Genomic DNA, 21,720 nt, shown 5'->3' on the forward strand with positions numbered 1-21,720 from the left:
GAATGGTAAAAGGCGCTCGTATATCGATATTGCTAGCGATTTTATCGCTGGCAGGTTGCGCAAGTCAAAATACGGATGAGCAAGCAGCTGCCGCTAATCAAGAACGTACGGATACAGTTGACCAGTCCGATCCAAGAGATCCGTTAGAGCCAATAAACAGGCTTATGTGGGACTTTAACTGGGAGGTGTTGGATGCTTATTTACTGCGTCCGATAACCGTTGGCTACGTTACGGTCATGCCACAGTTTGCTCGAACAGGGTTGCTCAATGCCGCGCAAAACCTGCAAGAACCTGCAAATTTTATGAATAATATCTTTCAGGGTAAAGTCGATGACGGCATGGATAGCTTGGCTCGCTTTGTACTAAATACATCGGTAGGTCTTTTCGGAACAATCGATGTTGCGACAGAAATAGGCATAGCGAGAAAAGAGGAAGAGTTTGGTGAAACCCTTGCTAAATGGGGGGTAGAGACTGGTCCTTTCTTAATGTTGCCAGTGCTAGGGCCTAATGATCCTAGGAGTTTCGGCGGTGAAGTGGTTGACGGTACGGTTTACCCTATGGCCGTTATTGAGGGCGGGTTTGCTATTGGGCGTTATGTAGTGTCGTTGCTGGAAACGCGCGCTGCCATTATGGAGCAAGAAGCGCAGCTTGAACAATCGGTTGATGACTATGCGTTTATAAAAAATGCGTATTTCGAGAATTTGGCATTTCGCGTGAGCGATGGAAAAAGCAGTGATAAAGCCCTTGATGACGAGCAGCTAGATGACTTTGCAGATTTTGAGGCGCTGCTAAATGGTACAGATGACGGTGGCAGCACTGAGGAAGATAATAACAATTAGTTATGCGCCTGTGTTTTGTGCGTTTACTAAAAAAAGCCCTGTAATTTTAGCAGGGCTTTTATTTTTTCGCTTAACGTTCACACTTCACAGGCGTTAATCTTTAGGGTAACCCGTCGGGTTTTGAGACTGCCAATTCCACGTGTCAGCACACATGGCTTCTAACCCTTTTTCTGCATGCCAATTTAGCTCTGTGGCTGCTTTCGTCGGGTCGGCATAACACGATGCGACATCACCCGTTCTGCGCGGTGCAATGGAGTACGCTATCTTCTTTCCTGAGCCTTTTTCAAACGCGCTTACCATCTCTAACACGGAATAACCTTGCCCAGTGCCTAAGTTGTATTTGTCTAAACCCATATTAAGGCTGAGTCTATCGAGCGCTTTCAAATGGCCATTCGCCAAGTCTTCGACGTGAATATAATCCCGTACGCCGGTGCCATCAACGGTATCGTAGTCATCACCGAATACGCTTAGCTGTTTTAATTTGCCGGTTGCGACCTGAGAAATATACGGCATAAGGTTGTTTGGAATACCATTAGGATCTTCGCCAATTTGACCTGATGGATGGGCGCCTACCGGGTTAAAGTATCGAAGTAATACAATATTCCATTGCTCATCCGACACGTACAAGTCACTTAGCATGTGCTCAACCATCAATTTCGACATACCGTAAGGGTTGGTCGGATGTCCAGTTGCCATGTCTTCTCTAAGCGGCAATGCTGCTGGGTCGCCATAGACGGTTGCTGATGAGCTAAACACAATGTTTTTAACGTTATGTTTTTGCATTGCCTTGCACAAGGTAAGTGTTCCGTACACATTATTTTCATAATAGGAGAGGGGTTTTTCTACTGACTCCCCCACTGCTTTCAAGCCTGCGAAGTGAATAACTGCGTAAATCGCATTTTCACTAAAAATACCATCTAATACAGCGGTGTCTCTAATGTCACCTTGAACAAAGGTTACGGCTTTACCGGTAAGTGCTTCTACACGTCTTAAAGACTCGGGGCTTGCGTTGGATAGGTTATCAAGCACAACCACGCTGTAATCTTGCTCTAAAAGCTGTAGTACCGTGTGGCTTCCTATGTAGCCTGCTCCGCCGGTAACTAAGATGGTTTTCATGAATTCTCCTTGTGAGGCACTGGCGCAATGTATTTAGCGCAAATTGAGTACTGGATGGGTTTAACAAAAAGTGGATAAAGTAAAAATACCACAAAAGCCCACAGCAACGATGTCCAATTCGATGCGGTTTGTAAAATAAGCACAAAAACCGGAACAATAACCAATAACTTAAGCACATTGAGCAGTGTTTTTTCGGGCACCGTTAAGCGCTTAGACGCTTTATCTATAAGCTTCACACGCTCAGTAAGTGGTAGCCCTTTTAGGGCGGGAATGTTTCGCGTTGAAAAATAAAAAGTCATAAACTGCTCTCAATAAAAAACCGCCGGAACAAAAATGCTGCGGCGGTCATTGTAGGTTAATCTGTTAAAGGATTAAACTGTTTACGCTTTCTCTTCTATACCTGCTTTTTCCCAGAACCGTGACTTAACGCTAAGCAGCGCAATAACAATCCCGACCGCAATACTAAACAATGCAATTTGAAGATAAAGGTTTGGCATTTCTTGTACGTTTTCAGGGTCAAAGTTTCCTGATAACAAGCCGGCAATGATATTACCGATTGAGTAAGTCAGTACGAAAACGCCCATCATTTGGCCCGCGAAGCGCTTAGGCGACAACTTGCTTACCGCGCTTAGTGCTACTGGGCTCAAGCAAAGCTCACCAACAGTGTGCAGGAAGTATGTCGTCACTAGCCACATTGGCGCAACTTTCAATCCTTGTGCCGCGTACTGTGACGCCATAAACATTACGATAAAACCGCTAGCCATTATAACAAGGCCGATAGCGCATTTTATGGTGTAGGAAGGGTCAATCATTCGCTTCGCTAAATTTATCCACAATGCAGCAAAGAAAGGTGAAAGGATGATAATGAATAGCGAGTTAGACAGCTGAAACCAAACGGTAGGAATAGCCGACATGCCGAACCATGACGTAATGAAAGAACCTTCCGCTAGTACTCTGTCTGTATAGTTTTGTGCAAACAAGTTAAGCGATGAGCCAGCTTGTTCGAAACCAGACCAAAAACAGGCTGACGCAACACATACTAAAAAAAGTGCCCACATGCGACGTTTTTCATTTTCCGATAACTCGCCTTTAAAATAAATAAAACCAAAATAAGCAAAAAAGATAACAGTGAAAGCGACAGCAACTTTCTGCGCAAGGGCTACGGGGTCAATTACAATAGTGCCCATGTGCGCGAGTATAATTACAACAACAGCGGCTGCGACAACAGCCAATACGCCCATCCAGGCTCTCGTTCTTGCCACGCCTTGGTAAGCGTTTGCTGGTTGCACAGACTCACTCGATAATGAGCGACTAGAAAAATAATACTGTATAAGGCCTATTGCCATCCCTATCGCAGCAGCACCGAAAGCGTAATGCCACCCCCAGTTTTCTTGAAGGTAACCGGTAACCAGATAGGCGATAAGTGAGCCAATATTGATACCCATGTAATAAAGCGCATAGCCACTATCACGACGGCCATCGTCATCGCCATACTGCTGGCCTACCATTGCCGAGATATTAGGTTTAAGTAGACCCGTGCCGCTTGCGACAAGGATAAGCCCAACAAAGAAAAGATTTTGTAAGTCTATCGCTAAAACGACATGACCGGCGAAGATAATAATACCGCCATACCATACTGCCTGCTTACCTCCAATAAGCCTGTCAGCAAGCCAACCACCGGGTAAGCCTAAGAAGTATACTGCTCCTGTGTATAGGCCATAAATCGCGCCTGCGGTGGCAACGGTCAGCCCTAAGCCCTGAGTTTGAAGGCTGGCAGTCATAAATAATACAAGTAGCGCTCGCATGCCGTAGTAGCTCATGCGTTCCCACATTTCTGTGAAAAATAACGTTCTCAGGCCTCCTGGATGGCCGAAAAAGCTCGTGTCGTTAGAAGATTTCATCATTATTCTTTTTCCATATTGATTATGGTTGTTATTGTGGCGCCGTTATTGATGGCGCTCTATCAGCGTCCTAACAAGGATAGCTTCTTATACTAGAGCTTTGAGCAAGACACAAGATTTGGCGTGTAAACTTCATGGTTACACCGTCAACTGGCCAAGGATTGAACAGCTTGGCCAGTGAGGGTATATCTAGAGTTCTCTTATTGTTGCAATAACGATACGGATAATTCCATAGAGTAGCAGCAGCCCGGCACCAAAAAGAACGAGATTATAAATAACGGTGGGGTATTTATTATCATCTGGCAGGGTAGGCGTTTCTACAGTAACCAAATGTTGAAGTTTTTGGTATGCCTCTACGCGCGCATTTTCAAGGGTGATGAGAGAAGACGAAAAAGCCTGTATAGATAATTGCAGTTGAACTTGCAAGTTACTGTACTGCGCCATAAGTTCACTGACAGACAACTCGCCGCTTTTACTTTCTGATGTGCTAATGCGCGATTTCTGCTTTTCTACTTCTTGCTGTAAGGCGCTGATCTCTCTTTTTATATTAATTACTTCGGGCGCCATGTTGGACATCATGGTTGACATGGTGCTGAGTTCAGCCTTCTTCTGAGCTAATGTTGCCTCTAACGAAAAGGCTATCTGCTGAAAGGCAGCGCCTTCAGCGGTTGGGTCTAAGACGTTGTATTTCGACTGAAAGCCAAGAATATCAGTTTTCGCTTGTTGTAGCTTTTGTTCAACAATCTCGTGTTCACCTTTGGCGAACATTAGCTTAGATTTTGCGAGGTCATTATTAATCGTATTTATAAATTGCTCTGCTTTTTTCACGATAGACCGGTTTATTACTTGAGCAAACTGAGGGTTGAACGCGCGGGTTCGAAGCGTAATCACCGACGATGCTGAATCTACATTTACTTCAACGTGGTTAAGGTAAAATTGATAAAAGTCCTCTTGTTTATGCGATTCGGAAAGGCGGCTAAAATAATCCGCCTCATCTGAGGTATAATGTGCGCGCAGATTTATGCTGCTATCTAGGTGTTTAATCATGTCAGCTGATTGAATATAAGCCTCGACAAGCTGACTCTCATTACTAAATCCACCACCTGCAACACCTGCTGACATTAATAGTGATGACGGGTCGAAGCTACTGCCTCCATCGCTAGATTTTACGATTAATTGGCTTTTACTTTCATATTGAGGTGCAGCCCAAACAATTAAATAAAACGCATAAAGCAGCCAAGGTAACACCAGTAATAGTGTTTTATTTTGTTTGAGAAGGGCATTAAGTTGTGTAAGTGATTTTTTCACTGAATATACCTATTTTAGCGACTTTTTATTGTTTGCATCCTGCGTGTAAACGTCGATGCCTTCTTCGAGATCTTCAAAATAAGCCAGGCTACCATTATCAATAATGACTGCCGACGTACAAAATTCTCTAATTTGATCAAGTTCATGACTTACCATAATCACGCCCGCTTCTTTGCTTTTCTCTTTTAATGACTCTTTCGCTTTTTTTCTAAACAAAGAGTCACCAACGGAGGTGGCTTCATCGATAAGATAAATATCGAAGTCGATATTTATACAGCATGCAAAGACGAATTTGGCCCGCATACCGGAGGAGTAAGTTCTAACAGGTAGGTCAAAACGATTGCCGAGTTCGGCAAATTCTTGTACTCGTGCTTCATAGTCGGGTAGCGATGTTACGTTGTTAATACGCCCAATAAAGCGCGTATTTTCCCTACCTGTCATTTGAGGATGAATACCGGTTTGTAGCGCAACAGGCCAAGACATTGCTTTGTTAGTTAACACGCGACCTCGGTCGGGGTATTCACTTTTAGCGAGCATTCTAAACAGGGTTGATTTACCAGCACCGTTCTTACCAAGAATAGCGACGTTGTTTTCTGTGGGAAAATCAAAATTTAGATTTTTAAAAATATATTGAGGCCCCATTTTACTGGGATAACTCTTTGTTACGTTCTCAAGTCTTATCATCGTGATAACACCCGCTTCCACGTAATGTGGTACATAGACAAACTTAAAAATAGAAGCCCTACGGTGACTTCGATAATAAAGCTAAGCGACACACCTTTATGCCCGTAAGACTCAAAGCATGCATAGCGCGCCAATTCGTTGAAATGAACTAATGGGTTCCAAGTAAGGTAAGGCCATACGTCTTCTGGCAAATCTTGTAGGCTAAAAAATACACACGAGATAAACATCAACGGCCGAGTAAGCATCGATTTAATTTTGTCTACCTCTGGGACAAACGCGGCAGCAATAGCAAACATTAAACCAAGCGAAATAGAAAACACCCAAAGCATTAGAAACAAAAAGATAAGCAACAGTGGATCGTGGATAACAAACGTTTCGTTCATGACAAACAAAGCTAGGCTAAGAAGTCCTACAACTACAACTTTAACTGAAAATTCTAAGAAGCCTGCAGATATAACAGCGGAAATAGGCTGTACTTGTCTAAACGCATAAAGTGGTTTGTTGCGTCTTACTGATGTGGATACAGACTGGAGACACGTCGTCATCGATTGTAGACCAACCATGCCTATCATCATGAAAATGAAAAGTGGAATGCTGTGTATATCACCGCCACTAATAAGCCCTCTTAGGTAGGAGAGCGCAAAAATGAACGCAAAAGGTTCAAGAAACGCCCACCCTAGACCGAATTTATCGTTGAATTTGCTTTGTAGCTCACGAAGGAAAAGCGCAAAAACCACGCTTCTCCATGCGTAAAGCTGTTCTTTAAACGTTACCATGATTAATTATTTGCTGCGTTAGAGGCCACGCTTGCTGCAATAGCGACTTGGTAAATCACTTGAGTAATGTCTTTGACCGCTTGTAACACTTTTGTATCTATTGCCGGCAGCACTATAATCTGGTCGCCTGGTAAAAGCATTGTTTCATTACTTGAGAGTAATGAATCGCTAAAGTTTACGAACGCGACATTTCCATTTTTGCGGATTACCAAGATGCGTTCATCTTCAGCACGCTGCGTGAAACCACCGGCCCATGCAATATAGTCTTCAGAAGAGGCATCAGGGTTATACACCACCGACTGTGGAAGCAATACTTCACCGCCTATATGGATCAAATCCGTTATTTCAGGAATAACAATGGTGTCGTTAGGCTCTAATAATATGTTAGCAATGTCGCCATTTTCAGACACAACGACACGCCCCTGTGGTTCTACTTGTCGGGCTCGAGCAATAAAATCTGCAACAAGTTGGGCTTCTTGTGCTCTGATAGCACCTTCACCGGTTGAGCTGATTGGTGCGGTGTACATGCTTCGTTCTAAGCGTTGAAGGCCTTCTTCAATAATCTCTTTTTGCTTAATAGCGACGCTTTCGCGCAAAAGAAAAATATTTTGCGTATCAGACAAGGTTTTATCTGACTCTATATGGTCAAGCAAATCAACAAGCCGCGTTCCTTTGTCTACCATTATCTGCGACGCCCCCTCAAACGCGCCTGCAATATTGATACGGTAAATTTGAGGATCGTTATCAGAAACGTATTCAACAATATCGCCTGCTTTAAGTGGCAACGTCGAGAAAGTATCTACAGTAAGGTAACGAGCAAATTGCTTGTTGTTCCGTACGCCAGAGACCGACGCATGAGATGCAAACTCTCCGGGGCGAGCGAAATAATTTAGGGTGCCGCCGTTTAACTCTTCATCGGAAAATTCAAAGGTAAAGCTGTTTCTCGCGCCTGTTTCAACCGTAATGGTGTTACCAATAGGACGCACTAATATAGTATCTCCGTCTTTAAAAGATATGTCAGGAAGCGTTCCGTTACGGAAAAAGGCATAAAGGTCAGCCGTTGCAACAACATTATTGTTTCTTATGACATCAATCTGTCTGAAACTGCCCCTTTGAAAATCTATGCCCCCAGCGCGCTTTAAATAATACAGTACGCTATCTGACGCTAGGCCTGCATATTGGCCCGGCCTTAAAACAGGCCCAGATATGTAAACTGATACTGGGGTTGATGTAAGCAAGTTGACATAAACATTGACGTCATTCGTGTACACCTGCCGAATTTTACTGGAGACCGTCTGATTAACGGTGCCTGCAGGTGTATTTGCTACTCGAATCGGCCCAATGTTAGGTATAAAAATGTTGCCCTGATTATCGACAGTGACGACACTTGAAAAATTTACTGCCCCCCACAACCATATCGATATTTTATCGCCAGGCGCGACGAGATAGTTCTCGTTAAGTCCTGTAGTGCGCTCTGATTCAAAGCCGCCGATAAACAAATTTGCCGCAAAAGGAGGATTGGCCATTGCTTTTTGAGTAGGAAATACGGTGGATATGGTGGGCTCTCCCGGTAATGTCATACCGCTTCGAGGTTGCGTTGAAAATTGCCCATTTCCATTAACTGTAGAGGACGCACCAGGTAATGTGCGTTGTGAAGTAATGCTAAGTGGCGATACTGAAGCGGGGAGCGATGACGATGATGCGCCAGTTTGTTGCGCTCGTTCCCTGAGTTGTTGTAACTGCTCAATACTTTGCGCTACCGACGGCTGTGGGATTAGCAGTTCAATGCTAAGCAGTAGAAAAGTAAACAGCGCTAAGGCACTGTGCTTGGACGCCAACGTTGTTGTGGTGAAGTTGTACATCTTTTTCCTTAACCTTCCGTTTTTGACACAAGAGAGGGGATCATTAACCACTGGCCGTTGCGTTGACATGCGGTTACTTGCATTGATGCCGGCTCAGTTAAGTGCACCTTTTTGTTGCTGATAAAACGAATGCACTTGTTGCCAGAAGCTGATAAATAGGCCTTCGAAGATTTATATGTGTTACCAGAATAGATAATAGACGCTGCCCCTTTGTTGTAGTCTTGAGCAGTTAATTCTGGAATATTTATTGCTTCGTTTTCACTGCTTTTCAAAGAATAAGAGAGTGAATTGTGTACAAGTGGTACTGACGCTTCTGCTTCGGGTGGCACGTTGACACATCCCATCATGATTAATGGGGAGGTAATAAATAAGGCAAAAACAAATGTTTTTAAGTACATGTAGCTGTCATATCCATATAGCAATTTGCGTTTAGGATACCATAAGAAATATAAAATGCATGAGCCTCAGTAAAAAGTGAAAAATTAAAAGAAAGAATTGGTGTGAGTTTTGGAGAATGAGTAAGTCAAGAACAGTGAATTTTTAAAAAATACAAGAATATTTGCATGAAAGGTGGCGACTTATGACAATGTTGATTATTATGTCAAAGATTTTCCTGTCCTGCTTTTCAAATAATAAAAAAGCCCGCGGCCGGCCAGTAAAAAGGACGTTTTATTTTAATGGATATCACATTGGTTCATATGTCACACAATACAAAAACGCTTTGTCCGTTTAGCGCGTTACCTGTCAGTGGCATGGGGTTGTTCACTATATGCTAACGTATTTGCAGTTTGTGCCTTTATTCACTGCCTTTTTTGTCGCGCTTATTTTACTCGTCGTCATGACACCGCTTGCGCATCAGTTTGGTCTAGTTGATCAACCTTCGGTTCGAAAACGTCATGCCGGTATAGTTCCTCTCACTGGCGGCGTAGCGATATTTATGGCGGTGCTTGTTGCAAGTATCGTGACCGACGTATGGATGAAAAATAGCCCACTTTTCTTTACTGCTTCTGCTTTTGTGGTTTTACTCGGTACGCTTGATGACCGCTTTGATCTGAGTGCGAAAGGGCGATTGATGTGCCAATTTGGTGTTGCATCAATTATGGCGTGGAGTGCACAAAATTACATTACGTCCTTAGGAGATATACTAGGGAACGGCGATGTTTTATTGGGGTTAAGCGGCTACTTCTTTACTATCGTCTGTGTTGTCGGCGTGATCAATGCGTTCAATATGATAGACGGTATTGACGGACTTGCTGGCGGTATGAGCCTCGTTATACTTCTCACGGTCGTTGGTTTTTTGCTCGCCTCTGGGAATGGCCATGCCATTATGGAGCCTCTTATTATTGTTGCCGCAATCGTTCCTTTTCTAGCGTTTAATTTAAGCTGGAAGGGGTTTAAAGGAAACAAGATTTTTATGGGCGATGCCGGAAGTATGTTCGTAGGTCTTACTATTGTATGGCTACTGGTTGACCATACTCAGGGTGAGACCGCATCGTTCAGGCCAATAACTGCAGTGTGGCTGATTGGGCTTCCTCTTATGGATATGGCCGCAATCATGTATCGTCGAGCCAAGAAAGGGCAGTCAGTGCTTCGTCCGGATAGGCAGCACCTCCACAATATTTTTATGCGAGCAGGGCTAAGCAGCCGAACATCCCTCATAGCGATATTACTGATGGGAGCATCCTATTGCCTTATCGGTATACTGGGTGAAGTTTACCAAGTGCCTGAATCTGTGATGTTTTGGGGGTTTATCGTACTGTTATTCATCTACAGCTTTGTTATACAAAACATATGGAATGTGTTGCGTTTCGTGAAAGGTTTGTCATCAAAGTAAACAGACGAAAGTAAAAAGTGCTGTGCTTTGTAATTTATCTTCATGGCAGAAAGGTTTACACTCTTAAACCTTTCTTCGAATTTTATAGGCTTGGATAGCGTAGTTGACTTCACCATTTACCGTATTACACAATAAATTTCCTCTTGATACCGTCGAAACGGTCGTTGCAATGGCGGTATACCATGGCGATACCACGTTGTGGGTAGAAGAAGCAATTAGCAGTATAACCACACAGACCTATACCTCATTCGTTTTTATTATCGTTATTGATGGCAACATACCGGTGGTGCTTACGAATAAGCTTAAAGATCTCGCTTTTCTCGACAGTCGAATCGTGTTGCTTTTGAACGAAGATAATCAAGGGCTTGCGGCAAGTATGAATAACGCAGTTACATGGGCCACTCCTTTATCTCCTGATTATTTCGTTAGGATGGATGCGGATGATATTTCCGTTCCACACAGGCTTTCTCGCCAAATTAGCTATTTAAGAAAACATGCGAACATTGCAGTGTTAGGTTCTGCGCTTACCGAAGTCAATGAAGACGGGCAACAAGTAGGCGCTCGAGTAATGCCTGCGTCTCATAAGCAGATTGTAAAGGTGCTAGCACGCCGATGCGGACTTAATCATCCTACGGTAGTTATTCGTTTTTTGGTGTTCGAAAAGGGATTTGCTTACGACCCTCGGCTTATGAACACTCAAGATTATTTCCTATGGGTCACGTTAGCTTCAAATGGTTTTATTTTTAGAAATTTAAAAGACAGGCTGTTGAAATTTAGACGGGTGAATAACTTCTATAAGCGACGAGGATTGAGCAAATCTATCAACGAATTCCGCGCGCGCATTTTCGCAATGGTAAAGCTTCGTCAATTAAACGCCTACAATCTTTTTTACGCGTGTGGCGTCTTGTTGCTTAGGCTTATGCCTGGAAAAATTGTAAAGTTAGCCTACAAGCTTGATAGACAGTTATTAGAAAGGTTTGGCAAACATTGAGTATTGGCGTCGTAATTATTCTATATCATCCCGATATAGCGCATATTCAGGAAACATTATCCAAGTTTAAAGGCAGCCCCTGGCACATCGTGTTAGTTGATAACTCACCAACATTGTCATCGGTCAGGCTCCCATCAAATAGTGAAATCATTCATTTTTCAAACAATATTGGCATTGCTGAAGCGCAAAATGTTGGGTTGAGGCAGGTGTTTTCCAACGGTGCGTCTCATGCGTTACTGCTCGACCAGGATAGCCATTTTGATGGTCAAAGTACACTTGACCTGTTGGCTCAGCTGAAATCACTTGAAAATGCGTGTTCCGCTGCAGCCATTGGTCCTTCAATTAGATGTGAATTCACCAATAGTATTGTTTCCGCCAAGCTGCATAAAGGGGAGGTAGTACGCAACGACGTCGAGTGTGTCCCTCAACTGATTGCGTCAGGGATGTTGTTGTCGGCGTCGGCTTTCCTTCATATAGGCGAAAAAGAATCTTCACTTTTTATTGATGGCGTCGACCATGAGTGGTGTTGGCGAGCGCGCTCTAAAGGGTATTCTGTCTTTCAATCGCTAACTGTTTGTATGGCTCATCGACAGGGTGACGACAGGGTAAACGTTTTGGGCATTACGTTTAAGCAGGGTGCGCCAATTAGATTATATTATCAATTTCGTAATGTTTTGATTTTAATGCGCCGGCCTTATGTGCCGACCTATTGGAAATGTCGTCATTTTTTTGCAATACCGTTGCGGTATATCGTTAACCGTTATGTTATGCCGGAAGGAAAAAGTAGGGGGCGCTTTATGCGGCAAGGCCTACGCGATGGTATTAAAAAAAATATGGGCGCTTACATGAAGTGAGTATGCAATAACTATTCTTAGCGGTGAAGTATAACGTTACGATTTTAGGCTTTCACCAATATTGTGCATTCGATATGATGTCTGCCATAATTTGGGGCGAAAATGCTGTTCAAGGCGCTTCTTTGCTTATAATAGGGCAATGGTGGAGATGCAATTACACACACCGTGATGGAACACCGATTGCATTAAAGTTAGATAGACGCGGGTTTTAATCCCTAACAGTAAATGAATAGTGGCGTGAGCCGATATCTTAAAAGAACAAGGACATAGATTATGAGTCAGGTAAAAAAGGCGGTTATACCGGTAGCAGGGCTGGGTACGCGCATGCTGCCAGCAACAAAGGCGATACCAAAGGAGATGCTTCCTGTTGTCGACAAACCGCTTATTCAATACGTTGTAAATGAATGTGTTGCTGCTGGCGTAAAAGAAATTATTTTGGTAACACATGCCAGTAAAAACAGTATTGAAAACCATTTTGACACGTCATTTGAGCTTGAAGCTACGTTAGAGAAACGTGTTAAACGTCAAATTCTTGAAGAAGTTCAGTCTATTTGTCCCAAAGGTGTAACTATCATGCAAGTTCGCCAGGGCGTTGCAAACGGCCTAGGACATGCTGTTTTATGCGCTAGACCACTGATAGGCGATGCGCCATTTGCCGTAGTATTGCCCGACGTTATCATTGACGATGCAGCAAGTGACCCTAAAAAAGATAACCTTGCTGATATGGTTGCTAAATTTAATACTAGCCGGGTTAGTCAAGTTATGGTTGAAAGCGTACCAGAGGAAGACATCTCAAAATTTGGTATTGCTGATCTAGATGGGGCGGCCATAAAGCCTGGTGAGTCAGCTAAGGTTCACAAAATGGTTGAGAAGCCGCCGTTAGACGAGGCGCCATCAAATCTTGCAGTGGTTGGGCGGTATGTTCTATCTGAAAAAATTTGGGACTTACTTGAATTTACGCCTCCAGGCGCGGGCGGTGAAGTCCAACTCACAGATGCAATAGATTCATTAATGAACCTTGAGCAGGTTGATGCTTATTACATGAAAGGCAAGAGCCATGACTGTGGTAGTAAGCTAGGCTATATGAAAGCGAATGTTGAGTATGCCCTACGGCATCCAGCATTAGCCGATGAGTTTAAAGCGTTCTTATCGACGCTAGATAAGTAAAAGGTTTTTAACCTTACGATAGCGGGCCGACGTGCAAACGTTGCAGCCCGCTCCTTTACTTAACTTAATGAGCGACCACTACATACGCTTTAATTTTGTTAAGCATTTTCTCTCCAATACCGCGTACTTCAGTAAGTTGTTCCACTTCTAGAAATTCACCGATATTTTCTCGATAGGCGATAATCGCTTTTGCTTTTGATGCGCCCACACCAGGCAGTGATTCAAGTTCTAACTGACTGGCGGTATTAAGATTTATCTTTTGACTCATCGAGACCGACTGCGGAGCAGACGTATTCGTATCTTGAAGGGCGGTGGCATGGGCGGCTTGCATTTGAATACTGAGCGCAGCCACAACCATTAATCCATATATTGTTTTTTTCATGTGTATTTCCTTATTCTGTTATGTACGGAATGTGTACAGACTTAAGTCTACGCCGGAAAATACATTCGACTAGTCCAGTTTAAGGACAGGTTTTAATGTGGCGGTGCTATAAAATGAAAAAAGCGAGCCTAAGCTCGCTTTGAAAAAAACATAATGGTTTAAATAGTTTTATAGACGATCGAGTAGCGCTTGAGTAAATTCGGTCGTACCAGATTCACCACCTAGGTCACGAGTAGTGCGGTCGCCAGATTCGATAACATCTTTTAATGCAGAGCGAATTTTTTCTGCTTTATCACCCATGTTCAAGTATTCAAGCATTTGCGCAGCGGCGAGAACAACAGAAGTAGGGTTAGCAAGGTTTTTACCAGCGATATCAGGTGCTGAGCCGTGAACCGCTTCGAAAATTGCGCAGTCTTCACCAATGTTAGCCCCAGGTGCCATACCTAGACCACCAACAAGACCTGCACAAAGATCTGATAAAATGTCGCCGAATAAGTTAGTGGTAACGATTACGTCAAACTGATGAGGGTTCATCACCAACTGCATACAGCAGTTATCCACGATCATCTCAGTCGATTCAATATCTGGATAACGCTCGCCAACTTCACGTGCAACTTTCAAAAACAAGCCAGATGTAGATTTGAGGATGTTCGCTTTGTGAACAGCGGTGACTTTCTTACGACCTTCGCGGCGTGCTAATTCATAAGCGAATGTCACGATTTTCTCTGCACCTTCACGCGTGATCTTACTCATCGCTTCTGCTTCGTTGCCGTCTTCAGAGACAACTTGGCCCAAGCCTGAATACATGCCCTGAGTATTCTCGCGTACCGTGATAATATCAATATCTTCGTAACGTGCTTTCGTGCCTTTAAATGAGATCACAGGACGAAGGTTTGCGTAAAGCTTGAATTGTTTACGAAGACTTACGTTAATAGAAGTGAAACCTTCACCTACTGGCGTCGTTAATGGGCCTTTTAGCGCCACTTTGTTCTTGGCAATAAGGTCTAATGTCTCTTGTGGTAGCAGTTCACCATGCTCTTCTAATGCAACTAAACCTGCATCTGCATAATCATAGGCAAAGTCACAGCCAACTTTTTCTAGAATTTTAATTGTCGCGTCGATAATGTCCGGGCCAATGCCGTCACCGCGAATGACCGTTATACGTTGCTGAGTCATGTGGAAGGATCCTCTGGTAATTCTGTTATCAAAATCGTTAGGTGTACTAAATCTTAGTATGGCGAGCGATACGCGCCAATAGATGTCTGCTTCAACCTTTATTATATAGGATTTTGTAGGGTTTACCGGAAGCAGCGCTTAAGTTCGCGTATTTTATACGATAGTTACCACAAGTTATAGCTATTACGCCATTTTAATTAACCTTTATTCGGCTAAAGGACAGAAGAGATAATGGCTTAGGCCTGTCAATAAGGTATTAAATTGTGCGGATGTCACATTTATATGTTTCAGCAGATGTCTTTCCGTTTGAGAAATCGTCGTTGGTAGCCTTGCGTTAAAAAGAATATCTCGCGACACACCCATTGCGAGTTGAAGTACAGCGAGTTCCTTTTTTAAGGAGGCAGGCACATCATGGATAGGTTTGTGAGAATGGTGAATGAGTGCGCGCCATGTTGCGCTTTGGTGCCAGTTGGCAGCAAGTTCTCCGGCGACAGCGTGCCAGTCGTTACTTCCTTTTACACGGAATAAGGCAGTTACTCTGTAGTCGGCATTTTTATCGGCAGGTAGCCTGCTTGCTACCTTTAAACCAGGGAATGTAAATAATGGCGCACAAAGAAACGCCGTAATCAGTGACGCGCTTTGTGCCGTAAACTTTGTTTTTACATGGCATGCGAGTTCTGCGGCAATCGCACATGCAAGCAACGTATATTGCTTAGTTATCGCAAGCAAAGGATAAGCGTGCTGCGTTAACCGTTCCATTAAAGCATGTTGCACAAGCATATCGCCAATTCGCTCAATGCCGTATGTCAGTATTGCCTGTTTAATACTCTTAACAGGTAACTGTAAGCGGTTGTCTTTGCTTGCTGTTTTGAGTAGAAATGTACTGAACAGCGGAGATACTTCGACTTTTGCGGTAATGTCATCTAACTCAGCATCGGGTTTGCGCAATGCATCAATAATGGTGAGAAGCGGGCGGGGTGGGTGTTGAATCGAAAACGAGACAGGCAGCATGCTTTGTCCACCTTCTACCCGTCGATAATCAATAGCATCGTTAATGTGTTTAGTTAGCGCTTCAAAGTCGATACGGGCCTGACCCGTACGCATCAATGCTGAATTTGCTACCCAAGAGTAGGGTGATGCGTCTTTATCAGCTGAAACAAATATCAGTGAATGTGACGTTTGAATATCGACAATAATTGCCCGCTTCGCTTTGAGATACACGATTTCGCCCGGCATAGCCGCCGTTATGACTTTGCAAAGAGGGTAAAGCAGTTCATGGTCTCGCGCAGGGTAGTGTTGGGCTAGGGTCGTAAGCGCACTAAACAGTGGTTCGCTTTGATTTTTGTAGACTAAAGCGCTGGCAGTTAGGCACAAACGCTGAAGCCGATTTAGTCGGTCATCGCTAACGTGGCGAGCAGCATGGGTACTATTAATAATACGCCTGAGTGTAAACACGTACTGCCATACTTTTAGCTGTTTCGAGGCAAAAAAGGTAATTAACGTTTTATTAATGGCTGCTATTTCACTCGCCGGTTTTGTCTCGTTTAGCGATGCTAACCAATACAATGTTAAGTTAGCGGCGATGATATGTTGCAGGTAATGCTCGTTAAGCATTGTGCACTTGCCAAATAGTGAAAGGCAAAGCATATGCCTAATTTTTTGCGGAAGTGTCGAGGATGGTGAGTCTATTGCACCGAATAAAAGTGCAGTGTTGTTTTTACTAAAAGATAACAATGCTTTTGATTGCGCCAGCGCGAAGTTGACCACATCAAGGGGCGGTTGATGCGCTTTTGGCGACCTATCCAATATTCTCACTAAGGAGGGGAGGTCAAGCTCCTGCATCATTAGCTTTGTTGGTAGCTGGAGTAGGCACCCTCTCCCCAGGCAATCAACTTATCGTTCTCAAAAAGCAGCGGTGTACACTCGTCTTGCGTGGTTAGGCCATCGGCTCTTACGTGCTGAGTTCTATAAAACATAACCTGAATGGCGGTATCGTCTTGGCGTTTAGCTTCAGTAATATCAGGTGACCCTAAAAGGGCTAATACTTCTTCTCTTGTACTACCTAATTTCAGCTTGGTGATTTGTACTCGGTTATATTCTTCTCTATCTTTCCAATCCATATTTTCTGGTTTGTCAGGATAAAAAGCGACAACCAGAAATACGAAGGCAGCATATACCGCGATGCCCGCTAATATGAGTCGAATTACTTTGGAGTTCATAACCTTTACTTCACTTTTTGTATTTGCATATGGCGTGGTTGTCATTTAACAACTCCCCATCATTTGCTAATTGTTTATGGCGCGAATAATGTTTCTCTTTAGTGTACCGCAAAAAAAACCGTTACAGTAAGCAGTAAACGTAACCAAATGCGTCGTTATGATTTATTGACGACATAACATGGTTCATAGGCGCTACCAGGAAGCTTCATACGCCCTTGTGCGACGAAAGATTCAAGTAACGTGTCAATGCGCGTCATCAGTGCTTTGTCGCCGGTTAACTCAAACGGGCCGTTTTCTTTAATTTGCTTGATACCCTCGGCTTTGACGTTGCCCGCTACAATACCCGAGAAGACTTGGCGTAACACAACCGCAAGGTCAGCTTTATCCTGAGATAAGTCTAATTTAAGCGCCGACATTGTGTCATGAGTGGGAATAAACGGGTGCTGAAATGCGTCATCAATACGTAATGACCAATTAAAGCTAAATGCGTCTCCCATTGCTTCGCGAAACTTTCTCACCCGCTCTAAACTGGTCACTAATGTGCGCGCCACTTCTTCTGGGTTATCGATGATAATTTGATACTTGCTACGCGCCTCATCACCTAGCGTGGCACCAATAAATTGGTCAATAGCATCGAAATAAGCCTCTGAACCAGCCGGGCCGGTTAATATTACAGGGAAGGGCTGTTGTGCATTTCGGTCATTTAACAGTATACCGAGCAAATACAATAACTCCTCAGCAGTGCCTACGCCCCCTGGAAAAATAACGATACCGTGGGCTAATCTAACAAAACCTTCTAGTCGCTTTTCGATATCAGGCATAATGAGCAGTTCATTAACAATGGCATTTGGCGGCTCGGCAGCAATGATACTAGGCTCTGAAATGCCAATATATCTACCTTCTTTGTACCGTTGTTTGGCATGACCGATTGTTGCACCTTTCATCGGCCCCTTCATAGCACCTGGGCCGCATCCGGTGCAGATGTTCATTTCTCGTAACCCTAAATGATAGCCGACATCTTTGGTATATTTATATTCAGTAGGTTTAATCGAGTGGCCGCCCCAACATACGATGGTATTGACCGCATCATTACCTTCTAGCGCGTTTGCGTGACGTAGCATATCGAAAACCATATCGGTTACTTCGCTACTTTGCGCTGGCGTCTCTTGGTGCATAAAGGCATATTTGTTACCCATAAACAGCAAGTCTCGTAATACGGCAAAAAGGTGTTCATGCACGCCCCGAACCAGTTTGTCGTCTACAAACGCTACTTCAGGTGGATTAATAAGCTCTATTTTAACACCGCGTTCGCGGCGTACTAGCTTGACATCAAAATCTTCATATGGCGCAAAAAGTACCTCAAAATCATCTTCGTCTACACCGCTATTTAGCACTGCTAAACAGCAATTTTTGAACATTTGAAACAGCTGGCCGTTAGCGGCGTCTTGAAGACGTGTCACTTCCATTTGTGATAATTGACTCATCCACCCTACTGGATTTAGCTGCACTTTTCTCATGAGTTGAGTTCCTTATCAGTGATCACGCAATTACGACCATTCCGTTTCGCCTCATAAAGGCATTTGTCTGCGCGTTCAAACGCCATTTCTGGTGTATCGCCGTCTTTAAAGCAGGCCACGCCGAATGAGGCTGTTATACTGACTTTTTCGTCTTTAAACTTAAAGGGTAATGCCGCCAGATTGGTACGCATTGTTTCTAACTTTTCTTTTAACAGCGCCATATCATCTTGTGGGATCAGCATGATAAATTCTTCTCCCCCCCAACGCGCAATGAACTCGTCATTACTAACATGCTTCTTTAAGTGGCGGCCAACAATTTGCAAAGTCTTATCGCCTGCCGCATGCCCAAACTGATCGTTAATAGATTTGAAATGATCGATGTCCAGTACGGCGATAGCGAGTGAACCTTGCGTTTTTTGCCATTTTGTATAGGCGCGTTGAAGTTTGTCGTTATAAGCCTGCCGATTGGGAAGACGAGTAAGCGGATCGGTTTGGCTCAGGATAAGTTGTTCTGCTAACTTTTTCTTATAAACACTGGTTTGCTTTTGTAGGGTTTCTATTTGCGATTGCATAGATGTGAACAATTGCATTAACACTTCCTGCCCATCAGTGTCTGCTTTCATTTGCTCAGATAGCGTTTCGGTTAAATTTTTCACGCAGTATTGCGTTTGCTGCTTTAATGCTTCAAATGATTCACTTTCTGATACCGCTTCCTCTATGGTATCTAAGTGCGATTGCAGCTGCGCATGAGTCGCTTGGCGTTGTTCATGCTGGTGTTGTGAGCCGTCTATACTGCGCTTAATGTCCTTGCCCACGTTACCAAGTGAATTGTGCAGCCCTTGAATGACTTTTCCCGTTATGCTTGCTTCAGACATCGCGTCTTGAACAATCATACGAAGGATTACGACACAACTTTGTAACAGTTGATCATCACTCATACCGGTTGCCAGGCGGGCTTTGATATCTGCTAAATGCGCATCATTTGGTTTACGTTGAGCGTAGCTTACAATCAGTTGATTAAGCTCTTCTAAAATAGACCCGTAGAGGTCGCCGGTGGTGGAAGCACCGCTGGTAACTTTTTCTGGCTCAATCGTTTCAATTTTATTATTTAACGCGGCTTGATGTAGCGTAAGCGCAACTTCAAACTGTGAGTAGAGGCTAAAAACATCGCGTAAAGGCTGATTCAGGGTAATAAGCGATTTGGTAGATTTTTCCCTTAACTCTGCATCTTCAAATACAACGCGCTGCAATGATTTCATTGTACTTTCAAGTGAACTTAACGCATTTGCATTGTATTTTTTTAGCGTCAAGTCTTGATGCTGAATAGCACTGTTGAGCTTATCTATGCTCACGGCCGCTAACGTAAAGTTTGGCGTACCCGATAAATGCCCTCGAAGTATTTTGAGTTCATCATCAATGGTCTTGGAAAACCCTTCGTAAAACACGGAGAGTCGCATAATAAATTGCGTTAGCAATGCGCTATGTTGTTTATGAGCTTGTAATTGTTTTGAATCCATATTTGCTCTTAGTGCCGCCTTACGTTATTTCAACTTCCTAATGTGAACTTACTGTCTAGCTTGGCGCAAATTTGGATACGGGCTTTCAAAATTTGATCTGAATGGATTTATGTCCAATCCCCCGCGTCGCGTGTAGCGAGCACATACGGTAAGCTTCGTCGGCTTGCAATGGGCCATGATGTCACAATAAATTCGTTCTACGCATTGCTCATGAAACTCATTATGCTGCCTAAAGCTTATCAAATATTTTAACAGGCCATACTTATCTATTGCCTTGCCTTGGTATCGAATTTGAACACTTGCCCAATCTGGCTGACTGGTAATTAAACAATTTGATTTTAATAAATGCGATACCAGCGTTTCTGAGACGGTTTCGTCCCTTACGCTTAAAAACTGAGTATTAGGGGAATAGTCGGTTACGTCAATGTCTAAATCATCGATAATTTCACCAGAAAACTCTTTAAATGTGAGTTGCTTAAATTCACTCGATAACACAAGAGACACACGAACCTGTTCGCCTGCACAAAGGCTTAGGTCTTTTTCAATGGTGTTTTGTACGTCCACATGACTGGTAAATGCGGTTTGGTTAAAACTGTTCAGGTAAAGCTTAAATGACTTCGACTCTATCAAGTTAGGAGACGAAATAGGCACGTCACACATTAAAATAGCGACATTGGGCTTCCCTTTATTATTTAGCCAAGACAGTTCGTATCCATTCCACGTGTCGATGCCTGAAAAGGGTAATTCGTCGGCGTCAAGAGATAGCGTGTCTCTGCTAAGGCTGCGCGGAACGCCTTGTAATAACGAGGGGTTGTATTCAAATTCATAATCAACCTGCTTACCCAAAGAAAGGTCATCAGGCGTAGCGATTTCAATCTTTTTAGGCGAATTAATCGAGGTCATAAATACCTTTCATTTGTCTTAAAAAATAGTGTGTAACACAACATCGATAGCATGAAGCATAGACCGATTCGTGTATGTCAGCTTGACTTAACATTTTATGGCTTTATTGTACCTCAAAATTATTAAAGACATGAAAAAAAGGCAGTGGTATGACGAATGAGCTAGATCAATTCGTAGCGCGATACATTTCGATGCACGAGAATGCACTGATAACGACTTATGATACGAACTGGCCGTCAGCATGTTACGCTGAGCACAAGGTTGATGGCGAAGATGTGCAATGGAAGCCGGTGCGTCAGAACGACGGTAATACGTTTACGAATGTCGAAGCTGCTCTTAGCCTTACATTGAATAAAGCGTATTGCGATTTCTTTACTCGCTATTACAGTCACAATCTTCCCGCCGTAGCGCCTAGAGGAAACTGTGAGTTGCTTCAAGCGTGGAACAAAGACGACTTCGAGCGCTTACAACAAAACATCATCGGGCATTTAATGATGAAGGAGCGTTTAAAGCAAGAACCTACATTGTTCTTTGCGGTTACAGACGAAGAAGATTTCATCTTAAGCGTGTTAAATCGTACTGGTGAGGTGGTGTTAGAACAAGTTGGTCAACCTCCAAAAGAGGTCATTGCGCCAGACTTATCAACTTTTATCACTGGCCTCACGCCTAGGTAA

General features: G+C 43.5%; 21 protein-coding genes. 6 read left to right on the top strand and 15 right to left on the bottom strand.

Annotated elements, in window-relative coordinates:
- The first annotated feature begins 2 nt into the window (after positions 1–2).
- Positions 3–839 (top strand): VacJ family lipoprotein, encoded by an 837-nt coding sequence (locus ACOJRU_RS04160; RefSeq protein WP_421134718.1) that lies wholly within the window; start codon positions 3–5, stop codon positions 837–839.
- 93 nt (positions 840–932) lie between these two features.
- On the opposite strand, the gene galE is transcribed toward ACOJRU_RS04160, so the two are convergent.
- The 8 genes from galE to ACOJRU_RS04200 form a co-directional block, all read right to left on the bottom strand.
- On the bottom strand, positions 933–1,955 hold the full coding sequence (galE, locus tag ACOJRU_RS04165; RefSeq protein WP_421133788.1) for a UDP-glucose 4-epimerase GalE: 1,023 nt from the start codon (positions 1,953–1,955) through the stop codon (positions 933–935).
- Positions 1,952–2,254 (bottom strand): DUF6170 family protein, encoded by a 303-nt coding sequence (locus tag ACOJRU_RS04170; RefSeq protein ID WP_421133789.1) that lies wholly within the window; start codon positions 2,252–2,254, stop codon positions 1,952–1,954. The genes galE and ACOJRU_RS04170 overlap by 4 nt, the downstream gene beginning before the upstream one ends.
- 81 nt (positions 2,255–2,335) lie before the next feature.
- Positions 2,336–3,856, bottom strand: a complete 1,521-nt coding sequence (locus ACOJRU_RS04175; RefSeq protein ID WP_421134719.1) for a peptide MFS transporter — start codon at positions 3,854–3,856, stop codon at positions 2,336–2,338.
- Positions 3,857–4,045: 189 nt separating this feature from the next.
- Positions 4,046–5,164: a capsule biosynthesis protein gene (locus ACOJRU_RS04180; protein WP_421133790.1), complete on the bottom strand. Its 1,119-nt coding sequence runs from the start codon at positions 5,162–5,164 to the stop codon at positions 4,046–4,048.
- A 9-nt stretch (positions 5,165–5,173) separates the two neighbouring features.
- Positions 5,174–5,848 carry an ABC transporter ATP-binding protein gene (locus ACOJRU_RS04185; RefSeq protein WP_421133791.1) on the bottom strand — a complete coding sequence of 225 codons (675 nt, stop codon included), beginning with the start codon at positions 5,846–5,848 and terminating at the stop codon, positions 5,174–5,176.
- Positions 5,845–6,624 (bottom strand): ABC transporter permease, encoded by a 780-nt coding sequence (locus ACOJRU_RS04190; RefSeq protein ID WP_421133792.1) that lies wholly within the window; start codon positions 6,622–6,624, stop codon positions 5,845–5,847. The genes ACOJRU_RS04185 and ACOJRU_RS04190 overlap by 4 nt, the downstream gene beginning before the upstream one ends.
- A gap of 2 nt (positions 6,625–6,626) precedes the next feature.
- Positions 6,627–8,486, bottom strand: coding sequence for a polysaccharide biosynthesis/export family protein (locus tag ACOJRU_RS04195; protein WP_421133793.1), 1,860 nt, complete (start codon positions 8,484–8,486; stop codon positions 6,627–6,629).
- Between the two features lie 8 nt (positions 8,487–8,494).
- Entirely contained in the window at positions 8,495–8,884 is a 390-nt protein-coding gene (locus ACOJRU_RS04200) for a hypothetical protein (protein WP_421133794.1), read from the bottom strand.
- 371 nt (positions 8,885–9,255) lie between these two features.
- Between ACOJRU_RS04200 and wecA the strand changes: the two genes are divergently transcribed.
- The 4 genes from wecA (at position 9,256) to galU (ending at position 13,332) form a co-directional block, all read left to right on the top strand.
- The gene (wecA, locus tag ACOJRU_RS04205; protein ID WP_421133795.1) at positions 9,256–10,320 is read left to right on the top strand and encodes a UDP-N-acetylglucosamine--undecaprenyl-phosphate N-acetylglucosaminephosphotransferase; all 1,065 of its coding nucleotides are present in this window, start codon (positions 9,256–9,258) and stop codon (positions 10,318–10,320) included.
- Positions 10,321–10,423: 103 nt separating this feature from the next.
- A complete protein-coding gene (locus tag ACOJRU_RS04210) occupies positions 10,424–11,311 on the top strand; it encodes a glycosyltransferase (RefSeq protein WP_421133796.1) in 888 nt (295 codons plus the stop codon).
- Positions 11,308–12,165, top strand: coding sequence for a glycosyltransferase family 2 protein (locus tag ACOJRU_RS04215; protein ID WP_421133797.1), 858 nt, complete (start codon positions 11,308–11,310; stop codon positions 12,163–12,165). The genes ACOJRU_RS04210 and ACOJRU_RS04215 overlap by 4 nt, the downstream gene beginning before the upstream one ends.
- Positions 12,166–12,438: 273 nt before the next feature.
- Entirely contained in the window at positions 12,439–13,332 is an 894-nt protein-coding gene (gene galU / locus ACOJRU_RS04220) for a UTP--glucose-1-phosphate uridylyltransferase GalU (protein ID WP_421133798.1), read from the top strand.
- Between the two features lie 64 nt (positions 13,333–13,396).
- Here the strand turns inward: galU and ACOJRU_RS04225 are convergent, their stop codons facing one another.
- The 7 genes from ACOJRU_RS04225 to queF form a co-directional block, all read right to left on the bottom strand.
- A complete protein-coding gene (locus ACOJRU_RS04225) occupies positions 13,397–13,714 on the bottom strand; it encodes a ComEA family DNA-binding protein (RefSeq protein WP_421133799.1) in 318 nt (105 codons plus the stop codon).
- Between the two features lie 168 nt (positions 13,715–13,882).
- On the bottom strand, positions 13,883–14,890 hold the full coding sequence (locus tag ACOJRU_RS04230) for an isocitrate dehydrogenase (protein WP_421133800.1): 1,008 nt from the start codon (positions 14,888–14,890) through the stop codon (positions 13,883–13,885).
- Between the two features lie 204 nt (positions 14,891–15,094).
- Positions 15,095–16,735, bottom strand: a complete 1,641-nt coding sequence (locus tag ACOJRU_RS04235) for a hypothetical protein (protein ID WP_421133801.1) — start codon at positions 16,733–16,735, stop codon at positions 15,095–15,097.
- Positions 16,735–17,109 carry a DUF3192 domain-containing protein gene (locus ACOJRU_RS04240; RefSeq protein ID WP_421133802.1) on the bottom strand — a complete coding sequence of 125 codons (375 nt, stop codon included), beginning with the start codon at positions 17,107–17,109 and terminating at the stop codon, positions 16,735–16,737. The genes ACOJRU_RS04235 and ACOJRU_RS04240 overlap by 1 nt, the downstream gene beginning before the upstream one ends.
- A 155-nt stretch (positions 17,110–17,264) precedes the next feature.
- Entirely contained in the window at positions 17,265–18,626 is a 1,362-nt protein-coding gene (gene ppnN / locus ACOJRU_RS04245) for a nucleotide 5'-monophosphate nucleosidase PpnN (protein WP_421133803.1), read from the bottom strand.
- On the bottom strand, positions 18,623–20,143 hold the full coding sequence (locus tag ACOJRU_RS04250) for a diguanylate cyclase domain-containing protein (protein ID WP_421133804.1): 1,521 nt from the start codon (positions 20,141–20,143) through the stop codon (positions 18,623–18,625). The genes ppnN and ACOJRU_RS04250 overlap by 4 nt, the downstream gene beginning before the upstream one ends.
- A 48-nt stretch (positions 20,144–20,191) precedes the next feature.
- Positions 20,192–21,046 (bottom strand): NADPH-dependent 7-cyano-7-deazaguanine reductase QueF, encoded by an 855-nt coding sequence (gene queF / locus ACOJRU_RS04255; RefSeq protein WP_421133805.1) that lies wholly within the window; start codon positions 21,044–21,046, stop codon positions 20,192–20,194.
- 149 nt (positions 21,047–21,195) lie between these two features.
- On the opposite strand from queF, the gene syd reads away from it, so the two are divergent.
- A complete protein-coding gene (gene syd / locus ACOJRU_RS04260) occupies positions 21,196–21,720 on the top strand; it encodes a SecY-interacting protein (protein ID WP_421133806.1) in 525 nt (174 codons plus the stop codon).

The sequence above is a fragment of the Alteromonas algae genome, assembly GCF_049117195.1.
Classification (GTDB): domain Bacteria; phylum Pseudomonadota; class Gammaproteobacteria; order Enterobacterales; family Alteromonadaceae; genus Alteromonas.

Coding starts and splice junctions, on each gene's coding strand:
- ACOJRU_RS04160 (WP_421134718.1), top strand. CDS start 3: ATGGTAAAAGGCGCTCGTATATCGATATTGCTAGCGATTTTATCGCTG.
- galE (WP_421133788.1), bottom strand. CDS start 1,955: ATGAAAACCATCTTAGTTACCGGCGGAGCAGGCTACATAGGAAGCCAC.
- ACOJRU_RS04170 (WP_421133789.1), bottom strand. CDS start 2,254: ATGACTTTTTATTTTTCAACGCGAAACATTCCCGCCCTAAAAGGGCTA.
- ACOJRU_RS04175 (WP_421134719.1), bottom strand. CDS start 3,856: ATGAAATCTTCTAACGACACGAGCTTTTTCGGCCATCCAGGAGGCCTG.
- ACOJRU_RS04185 (WP_421133791.1), bottom strand. CDS start 5,848: ATGATAAGACTTGAGAACGTAACAAAGAGTTATCCCAGTAAAATGGGG.
- ACOJRU_RS04190 (WP_421133792.1), bottom strand. CDS start 6,624: ATGGTAACGTTTAAAGAACAGCTTTACGCATGGAGAAGCGTGGTTTTT.
- ACOJRU_RS04195 (WP_421133793.1), bottom strand. CDS start 8,486: ATGTACAACTTCACCACAACAACGTTGGCGTCCAAGCACAGTGCCTTA.
- ACOJRU_RS04200 (WP_421133794.1), bottom strand. CDS start 8,884: ATGTACTTAAAAACATTTGTTTTTGCCTTATTTATTACCTCCCCATTA.
- wecA (WP_421133795.1), top strand. CDS start 9,256: ATGCTAACGTATTTGCAGTTTGTGCCTTTATTCACTGCCTTTTTTGTC.
- galU (WP_421133798.1), top strand. CDS start 12,439: ATGAGTCAGGTAAAAAAGGCGGTTATACCGGTAGCAGGGCTGGGTACG.
- ACOJRU_RS04225 (WP_421133799.1), bottom strand. CDS start 13,714: ATGAAAAAAACAATATATGGATTAATGGTTGTGGCTGCGCTCAGTATT.
- ACOJRU_RS04230 (WP_421133800.1), bottom strand. CDS start 14,890: ATGACTCAGCAACGTATAACGGTCATTCGCGGTGACGGCATTGGCCCG.
- ACOJRU_RS04235 (WP_421133801.1), bottom strand. CDS start 16,735: ATGATGCAGGAGCTTGACCTCCCCTCCTTAGTGAGAATATTGGATAGG.
- ACOJRU_RS04240 (WP_421133802.1), bottom strand. CDS start 17,109: ATGAACTCCAAAGTAATTCGACTCATATTAGCGGGCATCGCGGTATAT.
- ppnN (WP_421133803.1), bottom strand. CDS start 18,626: ATGAGAAAAGTGCAGCTAAATCCAGTAGGGTGGATGAGTCAATTATCA.
- ACOJRU_RS04250 (WP_421133804.1), bottom strand. CDS start 20,143: ATGGATTCAAAACAATTACAAGCTCATAAACAACATAGCGCATTGCTA.
- queF (WP_421133805.1), bottom strand. CDS start 21,046: ATGACCTCGATTAATTCGCCTAAAAAGATTGAAATCGCTACGCCTGAT.
- syd (WP_421133806.1), top strand. CDS start 21,196: ATGACGAATGAGCTAGATCAATTCGTAGCGCGATACATTTCGATGCAC.